This is a genomic window from Acidobacteriota bacterium, assembly GCA_030949985.1.
Taxonomy (GTDB): Bacteria; Acidobacteriota; Polarisedimenticolia; order J045; family J045; genus JALTMS01.
This window is the reverse complement of sequence record JAUZRX010000023.1, coordinates 63,566-78,394: the sequence shown is the minus strand read 5'-3', so window position 1 is coordinate 78,394 and position 14,829 is coordinate 63,566. Positions and strand designations below refer to the sequence as shown.

The window sequence follows — 14,829 nt, the reverse complement described above, 5'->3', positions numbered from 1 at the left end:
CTGCGCACCTCGGGGATGACAATATGATCAACAAGCTACTGGGAAAGATCTTCGGCACGCAGAACGAGCGCGAGTTGCGGCGCCTGCAGCCGATCGTCGCCGCGATCGGCGAGCGCGAACCGGAGATGCGGGCGCTGAGCGACGAGCAACTCGCGGCCAAGACGGTCGAGTTCCGCCGGCGCCTCGACCAGGGCGAGACCCTCGACGACCTGCTGGTCGAGGCCTTCGCCGCGGTGCGCGAGGCGGCGCGGCGCGTACTCGGCATGCGGCATTTCGACGTGCAGTTGATCGGTGGCATCGTCCTTCACCGGGGTGCCATCGCGGAGATGCGAACCGGCGAGGGCAAGACCCTGGTGGCCACCCTGCCGGCCTATCTCAACGCCCTCGACGGCAACGGCGTCCACGTGGTGACGGTCAACGACTACCTGGCCAGCCGTGACGCCGAATGGATGGGGCGCGTCTATCGCTTCATGGGCCTGAGTGTCGGCTGCATCCAGCACCAGCTCGACGACCAGCAGCGTCGCGAGGCCTACGGCGCGGACATCACCTACGGGACGAACAACGAGTTCGGTTTCGACTACCTGCGCGACAACATGAAATTCACGCACTCGTCGATGGTGCAGCAGAAGGGGCACCACTACGCCATCGTCGACGAAGTCGATTCGATCTTGATCGACGAGGCGCGCACCCCGCTGATCATCTCGGGGCCGTCCGAGGGTGACACCAGCGTCTACTACCAGGTCGATGCGGTGGTCCCCAAGCTCGTGCCCGGCGCGGTGATCGCCGGCGAGGCGTCCCGCGAGCAGCGCGAGGAACTCGAGCAGAGCGGCGATTACATCGTCGACGAGAAGAGTCGCAACGTGGTGCTCACGGAGCGGGGCGTGGCCCACCTGGAGAAACTCCTGGGAGTCGGGAACCTCTACGATCCGTCGAACATCGAGATCCTGCACGCCGCCGGCCAGGCGCTGCGGGCCCATACCCTCTACCAGCGCGACGTGGACTACCTGGTCGAAGATGAGGAAGTCATCATCATCGACGAGTTCACCGGCCGCAAGATGCCCGGAAGGCGCTGGTCGGACGGGTTGCACCAGGCGGTGGAGGCCAAGGAAGGGGTCGAGATCCGCAGCGAAAACCAGACGCTGGCGACGATCACGTTCCAGAACCTCTTCCGGATGTACGACAAGCTGTCGGGAATGACGGGAACCGCGGAGACCGAGGCGGCCGAGTTCGCCGAGATCTACAAGCTCGACGTGATGGTCATCCCGACCAACAAGCCGATGATCCGCCGCGATGATCCGGACGCTATTTTCCGCACCGAGAAGGGCAAGTTCCAGGCGGTGGTGGAAGATATCGCCGAGGCTCACGAGCGGCGCCAGCCGGTGCTGGTCGGTACGACCTCGATCGAGAAATCCGAGCATCTCTCCAAGCTGCTCAAGCGGGCCGGCATTCCCCACAAGGTGCTCAACGCCAAGCATCATGCCCAGGAAGCCGAGATCGTGGCCCAGGCCGGACGTCTCGGGGCGGTGACCATTGCCACCAACATGGCCGGTCGCGGTACGGACATTCTCCTCGGCGGCAACCCCGAGCACCTGGCCCGGACCCTGGTCGCCGAACGAACGGGGCAGAGCTGGGACGACGTGGACGATGCCGTCCGTGCCAAGGCGATGGAAGACGCCAAGACGACCTGTGCCCGGGAGCACGAAGAGGTGATCCGCCTCGGCGGGCTGCACATCATCGGAACCGAGCGGCACGAAGCCCGGCGTATCGACAATCAGCTCCGGGGGCGTGCGGGACGGCAGGGCGATCCCGGTTCCTCGCGCTTCTACCTCTCGCTGGAAGACGACCTGATGCGGCGCTTTGCGCGCTGGCTGATGGAAAAGGCTCTCGAGGGCGCCGACGACGCTCCCATCGAGTCCCGGCTGGTGAGCAAGCAGATCGAGCGGGCGCAACGGCAAGTCGAGGCGCAGAACTTCGAGATCCGCAAGCAGCTGATCAAGTACGACGACGTGCAGAATCTCCAGCGACAGGAAGTCTATGGCCTGCGTCGCGAGATCCTCGAGAGCGGATCGCCGCGGGACTACGTGATGGACCGCGCCGGTGATCTGATCGAATACCTCTTCGACCAGTACCTGGCTCAAGACGAGAAGGGGGGCGGCGAGCCCCAGCTCGACGAGTTCAGCGCCCAGTTCCTGCACTACTTCGGCTTCGATCCGGCGGCGGGTGGCCTCGAACTCAACGACGACCGGGAGACAATGGTCGCCAGCCTGCGGGAGCTGGTGGAAAAGCGCTATGCCGAAAAGGAGGGGCGGGTCGGTGCCGAGATGATGCGGCGCTACGAGACCTACGTGATCCTCCAGATCATCGACAACCAGTGGAAAGACCACCTGCTGGCCCTCGATCACCTCAAGGAAGGGATTTCCCTGCGGGCCTACGCCCAGCGCGACCCGTTGGTGGAATACAAGCGCGAGTCCTTCGAACTCTTCGCGGCGATGAAAGAGCGCATCGAGGGCGAGATCATCCGCTACCTGATGCTGCTCGAACCGATGAGCGAAGAAGAACGCCGTCAGCAGGAAGCCCGTCGGCGCCAGGAGCAGGAGGCGATCTTTCGCGCCGCCTCCCGGTCGAAGGCCGGGGAGGAGGCCAGGCAGGCGCAGACGGTCCGCCGGTCGGGCTCCAAGGTGGGGCGCAATGACCCATGCCCCTGTGGTTCGGGCAAGAAATACAAGAAGTGTTGCGGTTGAAGCGCTGACCGGCCGCGTTCCCCCCTGTTCGCCTCTCTCCGGTTCCTCCCGTGGCGGTCATTCGGCGCTTGCCGGAACTTGCCGCCCGTCCCGCCCGGCGCCAGCTTGATCCAGGTGAAGTCTTGCCGACAGGGAGAGGAGAGCGCCGTGGGTCTGAGCATCGAAGTCATCGAATGGCGGGAAGAGAGCGGAACGGAAATCGTCCATCGCTTCGAGCCGGGTGGCGAGATCAAGTTCGGCGCCCAGCTCGTCGTCACGGAAAACCAGTGGGCCGTGTTCTTCCGCAACGGCCATGCGCTGGACGTCTTCGAAACCGGGCGCCACACCCTCGACACGGCGAATATTCCGCTGCTGGTGGAGGTCTTGAAGATTCCCTTCGGCGGGAAGACGCCCTTCCGCGCCGACACCTATTTCGTGTCGAAGAAGACCTTCACCGACCTGCGCTGGGGCACGCGGGACCCCGTCGTCTTCCGCGATCCCGAATTCGACATGGTGCGGCTTCGGGCCCACGGGCGCTATGCGTTGCGCGTGCGGGATCCGAAGCAGCTCGTCAATACCCTGGTGGGAACCCTCCCAAGCTACCAGGTGGCGGCGGTGGAAGACTATTTCCGCGAGATCATCGTAGGCCGGCTCAACGACACCCTGGGCGAGGCGGGTATCGGCCTGCTCGAACTCCCGGCCCACTACGATGAAGTGGCCGCCGATCTTGCCCGGCGGGTCGAGCACGACCTGGCGGGCTACGGCCTGGAACTCGAGAAACTGCTGATCGCGGCCATCACGCCTCCGGAGGAAGTGGCCCGGGTGATCGACGAACGCTCCGGCATGGCCGCAGTGGGCATGGGCGGCCGGTACATGGGCTTCAAGGCGGCCCGGGCCCTCGGGGACGCGGCGGCCGGCGGCGGGGGATCGAGTGCCGGGGAGGGCATGGGTCTCGGCGTGGGGGCCGGGTTGGGCATGGCCATGCCGGGCCTGATCCGCGAGGCGCTCGACCGGAGCGGAACCGTGGTCGCTGCCGAACCGTCCGTCAGCGGGGAGCCGGCCTGCCCGGCCTGCGGCAAGCCCATCGAAGCGGACGCACGATTCTGCCGGCACTGCGGCCGGAAGACGGCCGGCGGCACCTGCTCCGGGTGTGGCGGCGTTCACCCGGCCGGCGCGCGATTCTGTCCGCGTTGCGGACACCGCCTCGGAGAGTGACGCCGGGCCGCGGGCCCGTCGGGCTGGACGGCCCCGGGGGCGGCGCGTAGAATCGCGCCACTCCGCACGACCCCCACGCGAGGCCCGCGATGAGCCACCACGATATTCCACTCGGACTGACCTTCGACGACGTCCTGCTGCAGCCGGCCTATTCCGAGGTGTTGCCCGGCGAGGTGGACACTTCGACCCGGCTGACCCGCAGCATCCGCCTGCAGATCCCCCTGCTTTCCTCGGCGATGGACACGGTCACCGAAGCCCGGCTGGCGATCGCCCTGGCCCAGCTCGGCGGGCTGGGCGTGATCCACCGCAACCTGCCCATCGAACGCCAGGCCGCGGAGGTGGACAAGGTCAAACGCTCCGAGTCGGGGATGATCGTCGATCCGATCACCATGACCGCGGATCACCCCGTACGGGACGCCCTGGACCTGATGGCCCGCTACAAGATCTCGGGCGTGCCCATCACCGATCGGGGAGGTCGGCTGGTGGGCATTCTGACCAACCGGGACCTGCGGTTCTGTACCAACCACGACGCCACCATCGAACAGTACATGACCCGTGACAACCTGATCACGGTGCCCGAGGGGACCGATCTCGAACGGGCCCAGGAGTTGCTCCAGGAGCACCGCATCGAGAAACTGCTGGTGGTCGACGACGACTACCAGCTCAAGGGCCTGATCACCTACAAGGACATCCAGAAACGCATCGAATACCCCCAGGCGGCGAAAGATGCCCACGGGCGCCTGCTGGTGGGAGCCGCGGTGGGGACCGGCGAAGACACCCTCGAGCGATGCACGGCCCTGGTTGCAGCCGGGGTGGACATCCTCGCGGTGGACACGGCCCACGGCCATTCCCGGCGGGTTCTCGAGGTGATCGACCGGATCCGCGAGCGTTGCCCTGAAACCCAGCTCATCGCCGGCAACGTGGGCACGGAAGAAGGGGCCCGGGCGCTGGTCGACCGGGGCGTCGACGCGGTGAAGGTCGGCGTCGGCCCGGGAAGCATCTGCACCACGCGGATGGTCAGCGGTTGCGGCGTGCCCCAGCTCACCGCCATCGCCGCCGCCGCCCGGGCTTGCGGCCGGGTGGGCATTCCCGTCATCGCGGACGGCGGCATCAAGTTCTCGGGAGACATCACCAAGGCGCTGGCGGCGGGAGCCGACGCGGTGATGATCGGCTCGCTCTTCGCCGGTACCGAGGAGTCTCCCGGCGACACGGTGCTCTTCCAGGGCCGGACCTTCAAGGAATACAGGGGCATGGGTTCCCTGGCGGCCATGCGGGAGGGCTCGAAAGACCGTTACGGGCAGGCCGACCAGGAGGACGAGCGCAAGCTGGTGCCGGAAGGCATCGAGGGCCGCGTGCCCTACAAGGGGCGCCTGAAAGACATGGTCTACCAACTCGTCGGCGGCCTGCGCTCGGGCATGGGCTACTGCGGCGCGGCGAACGTGGCCGAGTTGCAGCAGAAGGCGCGCTTCTTGCGCATCACCGGAGCGGGGCTCAGAGAGTCCCACGCGCACGACGTGATCATCACGCGCGAGGCGCCCAACTACCGCCTGGAGTAGTCCTTGCGGGGCGGATCGGCGGTGATCCGCCGCACGTCGCCCTCCAGCTCGATACGAATCCTCCAGGCATGGGGGGCGAGCCAGGCCGGCAGCCGCTCACCCCATTCGACGGCGACCACGTGCCGCTCCTCCATCGCTTCTTCGATGCCCAGGTCGTCGATCCCGGCGCCGTCGGCCAGCCGGTAGAGGTCGACGTGGAGCAGGCCGGGCCGTCCCTCGTGCAAGGTGGCCAGCACGAAGGACGGCGAGCAGACCGGCTCGCCCGGGAGCCCCAGGCCGCGGGCCAGGCCGCGTACGAAGACGGTCTTGCCCGCACCGAGGGTTCCCGTCAGGGAAAGCACTTCGCCCCCCACGAGGTGCCGGGCGAGGGCCTCGCCGGCCAGCTCGGTCTGTGGCTCGTCGGTGCTCGTCCAGGTCAGCGACGTGGTGCTCACGCCGGGTCTCCGCCGATCTGCCGCAGGGCCGCCGGCAACGCGCGGGCGACGGTGGTCGCCACCAGGCTGGCCGGCGCCTCGCCCCGGTCGAGGCTCAGGTCGGCGGCGAGACCATGGAGATAGGCCCCGAGAGCGGCGGCCTCCATGGCTTCGAGCCCCTGGGCGAGCAGGGCGGCGATGATGCCGGTCAGCAGGTCGCCCATGCCTCCACTGGCCATGCCCGGGTTGCCCGTGGCATTGATGATGGCCGTGCCCCCCGGTGACACGGTCAGGGTGCGATGGCCCTTGAGCACGCACACCGCATCGGCCATGGAGGCCAGAGCCCGCGCGGCACCCAGGCGATCGGCCTGCACGGCCGCCGAGCTGCTGCCCAGGAGCCGGCCCGCCTCACCGGGGTGGGGTGTGATCACCAGCGGGGCCCGGTGCCGGGCCAGCGTTTTGACATGGCGCCCGACGAAGGCTCCCAGGCCGTCGGCATCGAGGACCACGGGCAAGGGACTCGAGCGCACCAGCCGGCGTGCCTCGGTGGAGACGACGGGCCCCGCACCGAGGCCGGGGCCGACGGCCAGCACCGTGCACTTCCCGAGCCGGTCGAGTACCTGCCGGTGGGCGTCGCGGGCGAGGGTGCCCTCCCGCCCCGCGGGCAGGGAGGCCGTCATCAACTCGGGAGCCAGGGCCGCCACCTCCGGTCGTACGGGTTCGGGAGCGGCCACCGTGACCAGCCCCGCCCCGGCCCGCAGGGCGCCCCAGCCGGCCAGAGCCGCCGCGCCGGCCTTGCCCCGGCTGCCTCCCACCACCAGCACGTGGCCGAAGCGGCCCTTGTGATCGGCCGGCTCCCGCTCGGGCAGCAGCAGCGCGGCGTCCTCCGCACCCATCCAGTGCAGGTCGGGACGGGTCCGCAGGACCACCTGGGCCGGAATGCCGATGTCCACCACGACCACCTCTCCACAGACCATCTCGGCGGGCGGAAGGAGCTGCGCGGGCTTGGGACGGGCGAAGGTGACGGTCAGGGTGGCCTCCACCACCACCTCCGGCACATCCGGGCTGGAGGCATCGAGGCCCGAGGGAAGATCCACCGCCACCACCGGCGCCGGGCAGGAGTTGATGGCCTCCACCAGCGCCGCGGCCGGACCCTCGAGGGGGCGGCTCAAACCCGTGCCGAAAAGGGCATCGACCACAACCGCCGCCCCCTCGAAGAGGGGGGCGAGCCGCGAGAGGGTCCGGGCCGAGCCCACCGTCTCCACGGCTCCTCCGAGCCCCCGCCAGGCGCGGGCCATCGCCGCCGCGTCTCCGCGCAGCGCGGACCCGCTCCCGCCGAGGGCCACCACCTGGACCTGGTAGCCGAGACGGGCCAGATGGCGCGCGACCACGTAGCCGTCGCCGCCGTTGTTGCCACGCCCGCAGACCACCAGCGCCGGGCCCGGAGGGTCGACGCGCTCGGCCACCTCCTCGGCGACGAGTCGGCCGGCGTTTTCCATCAGCACCAGGCCGGGGATCCCCACCTCGTCGATGGTGATCCGATCGGCCTGGGCCATGCGGCGGGCGTCGAGCACTTCCATGGATGCGACTCCTGGGATGGGGCGGGTGGCCTTCAAGTTTGCCACGGCCCAGGAGAAATGACGCGGGACCCGGGGCCCCGGGAGGCAGAAAAGACATGCGGGCGAAACCCGAAGGTCCCGCCCGCAGGGTGCGTGTCAAGGATGATGTGCCCCCCATGGCGCTTTCCTTGCACGCGAGATCGATTAACCTATCGATACCACTTTTTGCCCCCCGAGCCAAGGTCAAAGTTGAGATTCGGCGCGGGTTTTGGAGATTCTCCCTCCCGGGCGGGCGGCCCGGGCCCGGGGAAGGCGGACAGTTGAACGAAGCAGGCGAAGGATCAGGCTCGCTTCCCGGCCGCACGATCGAGCTGCAGATCGTCGATTTCAACGTCGAGGGCGCCGGGGTGGGGCGCTGGGAGGGGCGGGTGGTCTTCGTCCCCGGGGTGGTGATCGGTGAGCGTGTGCGCGTCCGCGTGGTCGCGGAACGCCGCCGCCGACTGGACGCGGTGCCGCTGGAGGTGATCGAGCCCTCGGCCCGGCGCCGGCCCGCATCCTGCGCGCAGCAGGGCCGGTGCGGCGGCTGTCCCCTGATGGTGGTGGACGAGGAGACAGGCCTGGACTGGAAGGTCCAGCACCTGGCCCGGCAACTTCGCCGACTGGCGGGGGTCGACCTGCCCATCGACCCGGTGGTGGCGAGCCCCTCGCCGCTGGAATACCGCAGCCGGGTACGCCTGGCCCTGGCCCGCCGGGGCGGCCGCTGGCGGGCCGGCTACCGACCCCGCGGACGCGGCGCCGCCGTGGTGGCCGTAGACCGTTGCCACCTGCTGGCCCCGGGGGGGTGGGAGGTGGTCGAGAGCCTGCTGGCCCGGATGGACGAACGGCATCCGGCTTCCGGGGAAGGGCCGACCCATCTCGAGCTGCGGGGTTCGCTGGCCGCCGGACGCTGGCTGGCCGTCTGGCACTCGACCCCGGCGGCCGCGCCGCAGTTGCGCCGGGCGTCCCGCAGGGCGCTCGCCGCCGGCGAGCCCCTGGCCGGTGCCGCCCAGGTCGACGGGGCGGGCCGGGGCAAGGGGCGCGTGGTGTGGCAGGAAGGGCGGTGCGAGCTGACCGAACGCATCGGCGGGGTGGAGTTCCCCCTCGGCATCCAGGGGTTCGTGCAGGTCAACCCGGCAGCAGCGGGGAAGCTCTACCGCCTGGCGGGCCGGGCCCTTCGCGACGAGGCGGGAGAAGCCCCCCGCTCCTTGCTCGACCTGTACTGCGGGGCGGGCCTGATCGCCCTCCACGGGGCGGGGCCGGCGAGCCGGGTGGTGGGCGTGGAGCTCGACCCCGCCGGGGCGCGGGCCGCACGACGTGCAGCCAGGGACCAAGGGTTTGCCGACGCCGACTTTCTCACCGGCGACGCCGAGGCCGCCGCCGCCGGGCTGGCCGACGCCGGAAAGCGCTTCGAGGCGCTGGCGGTCAATCCTCCGCGGGCCGGAATCGGAAAGTCGATCCCGGCCCTCGCTCGGCGATTGGGAGTGCGGCGGGTGGTGATGGTCTCCTGCCACCCGGCGACGGCCGCTCGGGACCTGGCCCGCTTCGCCGACTTCGGTTACCGGGCGGTGGCCGTCGCCGCGGTGGACATGTTCCCCCAAACGCCCCACCTGGAAGTGGTGGTCACCCTGGAAAGCGAGCCTCGGGGATGAGGAAGGCAGCGCGCCGGGTGGTGCTGGTGATGGCGGCCCTGGTCGCCCTCGCTCCGTCGTGGGCGGCGGATTGTCCCGCCGACGGCGCGGCCCGGCGCCTGGGCCGGCGGCAACGCCTCGAGAGGGATGCCGCCCTGGCGGCCGCGTCCGGGGCCCCCCGCTGCGTGCTCGCGGGCCTGGCCCTCGCGGACTTTCTCGACCTGGATCCCGGGGCCGGCGCGTGCGCGGCCGCCGCACGCCTGGGGGACGCCGATGTCGATCTGCCGGCTTTCCGCGCGGCCCTCGAGTGGCGCTGCGGACGACCCCGCCGAGCCCACGCCGACGCCCTGGCCGCCATCGCGGACGATCCCGAGGCCGCCCTCGGTTGGCTGGTGCTGGCCCGCGTGCTCGCCGCTCGTTTCCATTTCACCGCCGCCGAGAAGGCCGCCGAACGGGTCGTGCGGCTGGCGCCGACAAGCGCCGCGGGATGGTTCACCCTGGCCAACGTGGTGGCCGACCGGCAGCGGCGACGCGAGGCCCTGGCGGCCTACCTGGACGTGGCCGCAGCCGAGCGCGAGCCTCCCGAGCGTATCGCCGGCGCCCGGGACAACCTGCGGCTGATCGAGGCCCTGGGCGATCGGCCCGTATGGGTGGTCGAGAAGCGGGCGCTGCCCGGCGCGCTTCCGCTCGAGCCCCTGGCGGGCAGGCCGGGGCATGTGCGGGGTTGGCTGGTGGAGATCGCCCTGGACGAAAGACGCCGGGTGCCGGCGTTGCTGGACAGCGGAGCGTCCGGTCTGCACCTGGCGCCCACCGCCCTGCGCCGGGTCCCCATGGAGACGCTGACTCGGGGGACCCTCTTCGGCGGTGGGGGCAGCGGCACGCATGCCATCGTTCGCGGGCTGCTCGACCGGTTGCGCCTCGGACCCTTGACCTTCAGTTCGGCGCTGGCCGTGCGCTCCGCCGGATCCCTCGAAAGACGCGGGGCCTACCAGGCGATCGTGGGCCTCGACGTGCTGGCTGCCGCGGGGGCCGGGGTGACCATCGATCCCTTCGCCGGGGAGGTCCGCCTCGCGCTCCTCGATGGCGGGAGCGGGGCCGCGGAGGACCCACTGGCCGTCGATCCGTGGCCCGCGGGGCAGGCCGGAGTCGCCCTCTACCGGATTGCCGGTCAGCTCCTGCTGGAGGCTGAGGTGGAAACCACCGCCGGGGACGGCCCGGCGTTGCTGCTCTTCGACACCGGAGCCAGCCGCTCCCTGATCGGCGCCGGCCTGCTCGAGGAACGGGGCCAGCCCTTTCGTCGGGGTTCCCGTCAAGCGTCCGCCTATGGTGGCCGACTGGCGCTCGCCGGCGAAGTGCCGCGCCTGGGTCTGGCGGTGGGCGACAACCGGCGAAGGCTGAAAAACGTCGGCGTCATCGACCTGGCCGCCCGGAGTCGCATCACGGGGGTGCGGGTCTGCGGTTTCGTCGGTCTCGACCTTCTGGCCCGGCATGTGATGGAGGTCGATCTTCGCCGGGGACGCCTGGTGCTGCGCGCGAAGGCACAACGACGGCCAGGCCGCTGAGTGCTGCCGGTGTGGCGTGCCCTGCGGCGCCGGTGGTCGGGAGTCAGGCGTCGGCGGGGGGCGTGCCGGGACCTGAACGCCGACGGATCGGACCGTGCTGCCGCTCGAAACGCTCCAGGTTTTCCCGGAGGGTGGCCAGCAGGGCGCGGGCGTGGGCCGGGGCGGTGATCACCCGGGAGACGATCTGGGGACCCGGCGGAAAATCGGCGACGAAGTCGAGGATGAACTCGTCGGCGCTGTGAGCCACGATCACCTTGTTGGCGTAGACGCCCTTGTGCGCCTGCTCGGAGATACTGATGTTGACCGAGCGAGCGGTGGGCTTGCCCTTGTTCTCCTGACCCATTGGTTTCCCCTTCGACGCCCGTCAGCGGCCCAAGGCCGCCCGGTCGAGCCTGCCCGCCAGGGCGAGCAGGGCGCCCTCGACGCTCAGGCGTGGATTGCGGTGGAAGACGCGGATTTCCGAGCGCAGCAACTCCACCACTCGCAAGCGATCGTACAGGGCCGGGCCCGCGGCGTCGACGAAGTCCGCCAGTCGCTCGGCCTGGGCGCGGTCGAGCCACTGGGGCTCGGCGCCGGCGGCCACCGCCTGGGCATCACGCATCAGCTCCAGCAGAGCCTGGCAGGCCTTCTCGGCGGCCGCGGCGTCGCTGCCCCAGGCCTCGGCCACGGCGATGGCCAGGGCCGCCGCCGGGCCGCCCGCGGCGAGTTTCTCGATGGCCCCCGTCCAGGTCTCCCGCAGCGCGTCCTCGGCGGCCGGATCCGCCGCCAGGGCCAGGGAGAGTCGCCCCCGACAGCAGCGGGCCCGCTCGGCCGCCTCGTCGGCCGGGTAACCCCTGCCGGCGAGCCAGGACTCGACAGTCCGCCGGTCGAGCAGGCCGAAGCGTACCGTCTGCATCCGGGAGCGGACGGTGACGGGCAGGGCCCAGGGGTGGGCGGTGACCAGGATCAGCAGGCCCCAGGGTGGGGGCTCCTCGAGCACCTTGAGCAGGCTGTTGGCGGCCGCGGGAGTCAGCGAGTCGGCGGGCTCGATGATGTAGATCCGCCGCGGGAGTTCGAACGGCTGCATCGACAGCGAAAGTTCCACGTCCCGCGCCTGGAGCACCGAGATGCGGGTCTTGCCCTCGGGAATGCCCACGAAACCGATGTCGGGGTAGACCTGGGCCCGGTCCTGGGCGGTCGAACGGCGGCGCAGCGCGGTCACCCCGCGGCTCTGCAGTACCCGCTGGCAGGGCGGACAGCGCCCACAGGCCCGGTCGATCCCCCCCCGGCGACAGACCAGCCCCGCGGCCAGTCCCAGGGCCGCGCTGCGCTTGCCCACGCCCTCCGGCCCGCAAAAGAGCAGGGGAGGGAGGGCCTCCCGGGAAGCGACCAGGGCGAGCAGGGCCGTGATCGCGCGTTTCTGGCCTTCGATGGAGACGAGGGGAACGATCGGCTCCTCGCTCATGGCCAGCCCCCGGCGGCGGGCTCGAGGCCGGGCACCAGGTCGGTCAGGGCGCCCACGATCCGGGTATGGACCTCCAGCGGCGAGGCGTCGGCGTCGACCATCCGCACCCGGCTGGGCTCGTCTTCGGCGATGTGCCGGAAGCCATCGCGGACGCGCTCGAAAAAGGCGAGGCTCTCGTCGTCGTAGCCCGCGGGGCCGTCCTCACCCCGCTCCCGGGCGCGGGCCAGCCCGACGCGGGGCGGGAGATCCAGCAGCAGGGTGCAATCGGGCCGCAGGTCGAGGGGCGGCAGTGCGTGGAGATCTTCGATCAGTCGCCGGGGTCGGCCGCGACCGAAACCCTGGTAGGCCCGGGTGGAGTCGAGATAGCGGTCGCAGATCACGTCGCGCCCCTCGTCGAGGGCCGGCAGGACGAGCGACTCCAGGTGGTGGGCCCGGGCGGCGGCGTAGAGGTAGATCTCGGCCAGGCCCAGTTCCTTCCACACGGCGGGCTCCTTGAGCAGGGCGCGCAGGGTCTCGGCCACGGGACCGCGGCCGCCCGGCTCGCGGGTGGCGACCACCTGCCGGCCGGCGGCGCGCAGGGCCCGGACCAGCCATTCGGTCTGGGTCGTCTTGCCGGCCCCCTCGATGCCCTCGAGGGTGATGAACCATCCCCGACCGTCGCTCATCCCAGCGCTCCCCGCGGCGCCTTTCCGTCACCCCCGTCGGGTGGGTCCGAGACGCTCGGCGGCGCCCATTATAGGAGCCGCCCCCCCTCCGGGCTCGGGTTAGAATGCGCTTCCATGAGCCCGCCCTCTCCCAGCCCGGCCCGCCGCCGCGCCCTGCGCGCCGGGGCGGCGGCGTTGCGGAAGGCGGGCTATCGCCTGATCGCCGGGGCCGACGAGGCCGGGGCCGGTCCCCTGGCCGGGCCCCTGGTGGCCGCCGCGGTGATCCTGCCCGCCGGCGCACGGCTGCCTGGCGTGGACGACTCCAAGCGCCTCGATCCCGCTCGCCGGGAGCGCTGGTCGATGCGGATTCGGCAGTCGGCGGTGAGCTGGGCGGTCGCGGAAGTCAGCGCCGCGGAGATCGATCGTATCGGCCCGCTTCAGGCCGCCATCGAAGGCATGACCCGGGCGGTGGGCGCCCTCGATCCGGCCCCGGACTTTCTGCTCACCGACGCCCGCTCTCTGCCCCGGGTCGGGGTGCCGCAGCGCGCTGTGATACGCGGTGATGGACGCCACCTGGTAATCGCCGCGGCCAGCATTCTGGCCAAGCATCACCGGGACACCCTGATGATCGAGCTGGACCGCCGATACCCCGGTTACGGCTTCGCCCGGCACAAGGGCTACCCCAGTGCGGGCCACCTCGAGGCTCTCGCCCGCCTCGGTCCCTGTCCCGTCCATCGGCGGAGCTACGCCCCGGTGCGACGATGCCTGCCGGAGCAGGCGAAGCTCTTTCCATGACAGTCGGCACGGCACCCACCTGGCTGCTCGATCCCCAGGTCACCTTCCTCAACCATGGCTCCTTCGGCTCGTGCCCCCGACAGGTCCTCGATCACCAGGCGGCGATCCGCGAGCAACTCGAGCGGGAGCCCGTGCTCTTCCTCGCGCGAGAGCTTCCCGGGCGCCTGGCCGCAGCGCGCCTTCGGCTGGGTCGATTCGTGGGTGCCCGGGCCGACGACCTGGCCTTCGTCACCAACGCCAGCGCGGCGGTGGGTGCGGTGCTCGCTTCGATCCCATGGCGCACCGGTGACGGCATTCTGCTCGTCGACCACGCCTACAACGCTTGCCTGCAAGCGGCCCGGCTGATGGCCCGACGCCATGGCCTGACCCTGCAGATCGCGCGTATCCCCTTTCCCGTCGAAGATCCGTCGCGGGTCACGGAGGCGATTCTCGACGCCGCCACGCCGGCCACCCGTCTGGCCCTGATCGACCACGTCACCTCTCCGACGGGCCTGGTCCTGCCGATCGGGGAGATCGTCGAAGAACTGGCCGCCCGGGGCATCGAGACCCTGGTGGACGGCGCCCACGGGCCGGGCATGCTGGACCTGGATCTCGACCGCCTGGGGGCCGCCTGGTACACGGGTAACTGCCACAAGTGGATCTGCGCCCCCAAGGGCGCGGCGTTCCTGCACGTGCGGCAGGATCTGCAGGCTGTCACCCGGCCGTTGACCATCTCCCACGGCGCCGCCGAGACACCCGCCGGAGGCCGCCGTTTCCGCGCCGAGTTCGACTGGATGGGAACCCGCGATCCCAGCGCCTGGCTGGCGGTTCCTTTCGCCATCGACTTCTTCGAGAACGCGGTCGACGGGGGCTGGCCGGCGATTCGCCGCGCCAACCGGGACTTGGCCCTGGCGGGCCGGCGGCTGCTGCTCGATGCCCTGGGGACGGCCGCCCCCGCCCCCGCATCGATGATCGGCTCGCTGGCCTCGATCCCCCTGCCGCCGGGATCCGGTGCCGCCGCCGAGGGGCGCTGGGATCCCCTCCAAGACCGGCTCTGGCACGCGCACCGTGTCGAGGTGCCGGTCTTCTCCTGGCCCGATCCTCCCCGGCGCCTGCTGCGCCTGTCGGCCCAGCTCTACAACCGGCTCGAGCAGTATCGGTACCTGGCCGAGGTCCTGATCCGGGAACTGGCTCGAGAGCCTTGAGCCCCGGGCTCTGCCCCGGCGGGTCGGCTCCCGGGAGGATGGGCGCGAACGTCGTCGCCGTGTCGTTCCC

Annotated in this window: 12 protein-coding genes; 7 read left to right on the top strand and 5 right to left on the bottom strand. The window is 70.8% G+C overall.

The window, feature by feature from the left end:
• The first annotated feature begins 23 nt into the window (after positions 1–23).
• The 3 genes from secA to guaB all read left to right on the top strand — a co-directional run bounded on the left by secA (position 24) and on the right by guaB (position 5,491).
• The gene (gene secA, locus Q9Q40_06125; GenBank protein ID MDQ7006790.1) at positions 24–2,741 is read left to right on the top strand and encodes a preprotein translocase subunit SecA; all 2,718 of its coding nucleotides are present in this window, start codon (positions 24–26) and stop codon (positions 2,739–2,741) included.
• Between the two features lie 147 nt (positions 2,742–2,888).
• Positions 2,889–3,935 carry an SPFH domain-containing protein gene (locus Q9Q40_06120; GenBank protein ID MDQ7006789.1) on the top strand — a complete coding sequence of 349 codons (1,047 nt, stop codon included), beginning with the start codon at positions 2,889–2,891 and terminating at the stop codon, positions 3,933–3,935.
• A gap of 89 nt (positions 3,936–4,024) precedes the next feature.
• Positions 4,025–5,491, top strand: a complete 1,467-nt coding sequence (gene guaB, locus Q9Q40_06115; GenBank protein MDQ7006788.1) for an IMP dehydrogenase — start codon at positions 4,025–4,027, stop codon at positions 5,489–5,491.
• On the opposite strand, the gene tsaE is transcribed toward guaB, so the two are convergent.
• Positions 5,476–5,925, bottom strand: coding sequence for a tRNA (adenosine(37)-N6)-threonylcarbamoyltransferase complex ATPase subunit type 1 TsaE (gene tsaE, locus Q9Q40_06110; protein ID MDQ7006787.1), 450 nt, complete (start codon positions 5,923–5,925; stop codon positions 5,476–5,478). The genes guaB and tsaE overlap by 16 nt on opposite strands.
• Complete coding sequence (locus tag Q9Q40_06105; GenBank protein ID MDQ7006786.1) at positions 5,922–7,484, bottom strand: NAD(P)H-hydrate dehydratase; 1,563 nt, start codon at positions 7,482–7,484, stop codon at positions 5,922–5,924. The genes tsaE and Q9Q40_06105 overlap by 4 nt, the downstream gene beginning before the upstream one ends.
• A gap of 299 nt (positions 7,485–7,783) precedes the next feature.
• On the opposite strand from Q9Q40_06105, the gene Q9Q40_06100 reads away from it, so the two are divergent.
• Both Q9Q40_06100 and Q9Q40_06095 read left to right on the top strand, forming a co-directional pair.
• Positions 7,784–9,151, top strand: a complete 1,368-nt coding sequence (locus Q9Q40_06100) for a TRAM domain-containing protein (protein ID MDQ7006785.1) — start codon at positions 7,784–7,786, stop codon at positions 9,149–9,151.
• A complete protein-coding gene (locus Q9Q40_06095) occupies positions 9,148–10,692 on the top strand; it encodes a hypothetical protein (GenBank protein MDQ7006784.1) in 1,545 nt (514 codons plus the stop codon). Before Q9Q40_06100 ends, Q9Q40_06095 begins: the two co-directional genes overlap by 4 nt.
• Positions 10,693–10,735: 43 nt before the next feature.
• On the opposite strand, the gene Q9Q40_06090 is transcribed toward Q9Q40_06095, so the two are convergent.
• From Q9Q40_06090 to tmk, 3 genes are read right to left on the bottom strand one after another with little or no spacing between them, the layout of a single operon-like run.
• Complete coding sequence (locus Q9Q40_06090; protein MDQ7006783.1) at positions 10,736–11,035, bottom strand: DUF3467 domain-containing protein; 300 nt, start codon at positions 11,033–11,035, stop codon at positions 10,736–10,738.
• A 21-nt stretch (positions 11,036–11,056) separates the two neighbouring features.
• Positions 11,057–12,136, bottom strand: coding sequence for a hypothetical protein (locus Q9Q40_06085; protein ID MDQ7006782.1), 1,080 nt, complete (start codon positions 12,134–12,136; stop codon positions 11,057–11,059).
• Positions 12,133–12,801, bottom strand: a complete 669-nt coding sequence (gene tmk / locus Q9Q40_06080) for a dTMP kinase (protein MDQ7006781.1) — start codon at positions 12,799–12,801, stop codon at positions 12,133–12,135. The genes Q9Q40_06085 and tmk overlap by 4 nt, the downstream gene beginning before the upstream one ends.
• 114 nt (positions 12,802–12,915) lie before the next feature.
• Here tmk and Q9Q40_06075 point away from each other — a divergent pair, with 114 nt between their 5' ends.
• Together Q9Q40_06075 and Q9Q40_06070 are read left to right on the top strand one after the other, a co-directional pair.
• Entirely contained in the window at positions 12,916–13,575 is a 660-nt protein-coding gene (locus tag Q9Q40_06075) for a ribonuclease HII (GenBank protein ID MDQ7006780.1), read from the top strand.
• Entirely contained in the window at positions 13,572–14,759 is a 1,188-nt protein-coding gene (locus tag Q9Q40_06070; protein ID MDQ7006779.1) for an aminotransferase class V-fold PLP-dependent enzyme, read from the top strand. Before Q9Q40_06075 ends, Q9Q40_06070 begins: the two co-directional genes overlap by 4 nt.
• Positions 14,760–14,829: the final 70 nt, after the last annotated feature.

Bases quoted from the DNA above. Each gene is read 5' to 3' on its own strand.
- secA (MDQ7006790.1), top strand. From the start codon at position 24: ATGATCAACAAGCTACTGGGAAAGATCTTCGGCACGCAGAACGAGCGC.
- guaB (MDQ7006788.1), top strand. From the start codon at position 4,025: ATGAGCCACCACGATATTCCACTCGGACTGACCTTCGACGACGTCCTG.
- Q9Q40_06105 (MDQ7006786.1), bottom strand. From the start codon at position 7,484: ATGGAAGTGCTCGACGCCCGCCGCATGGCCCAGGCCGATCGGATCACC.
- Q9Q40_06095 (MDQ7006784.1), top strand. From the start codon at position 9,148: ATGAGGAAGGCAGCGCGCCGGGTGGTGCTGGTGATGGCGGCCCTGGTC.
- Q9Q40_06090 (MDQ7006783.1), bottom strand. From the start codon at position 11,035: ATGGGTCAGGAGAACAAGGGCAAGCCCACCGCTCGCTCGGTCAACATC.
- Q9Q40_06085 (MDQ7006782.1), bottom strand. From the start codon at position 12,136: ATGAGCGAGGAGCCGATCGTTCCCCTCGTCTCCATCGAAGGCCAGAAA.
- tmk (MDQ7006781.1), bottom strand. From the start codon at position 12,801: ATGAGCGACGGTCGGGGATGGTTCATCACCCTCGAGGGCATCGAGGGG.
- Q9Q40_06075 (MDQ7006780.1), top strand. From the start codon at position 12,916: ATGAGCCCGCCCTCTCCCAGCCCGGCCCGCCGCCGCGCCCTGCGCGCC.
- Q9Q40_06070 (MDQ7006779.1), top strand. From the start codon at position 13,572: ATGACAGTCGGCACGGCACCCACCTGGCTGCTCGATCCCCAGGTCACC.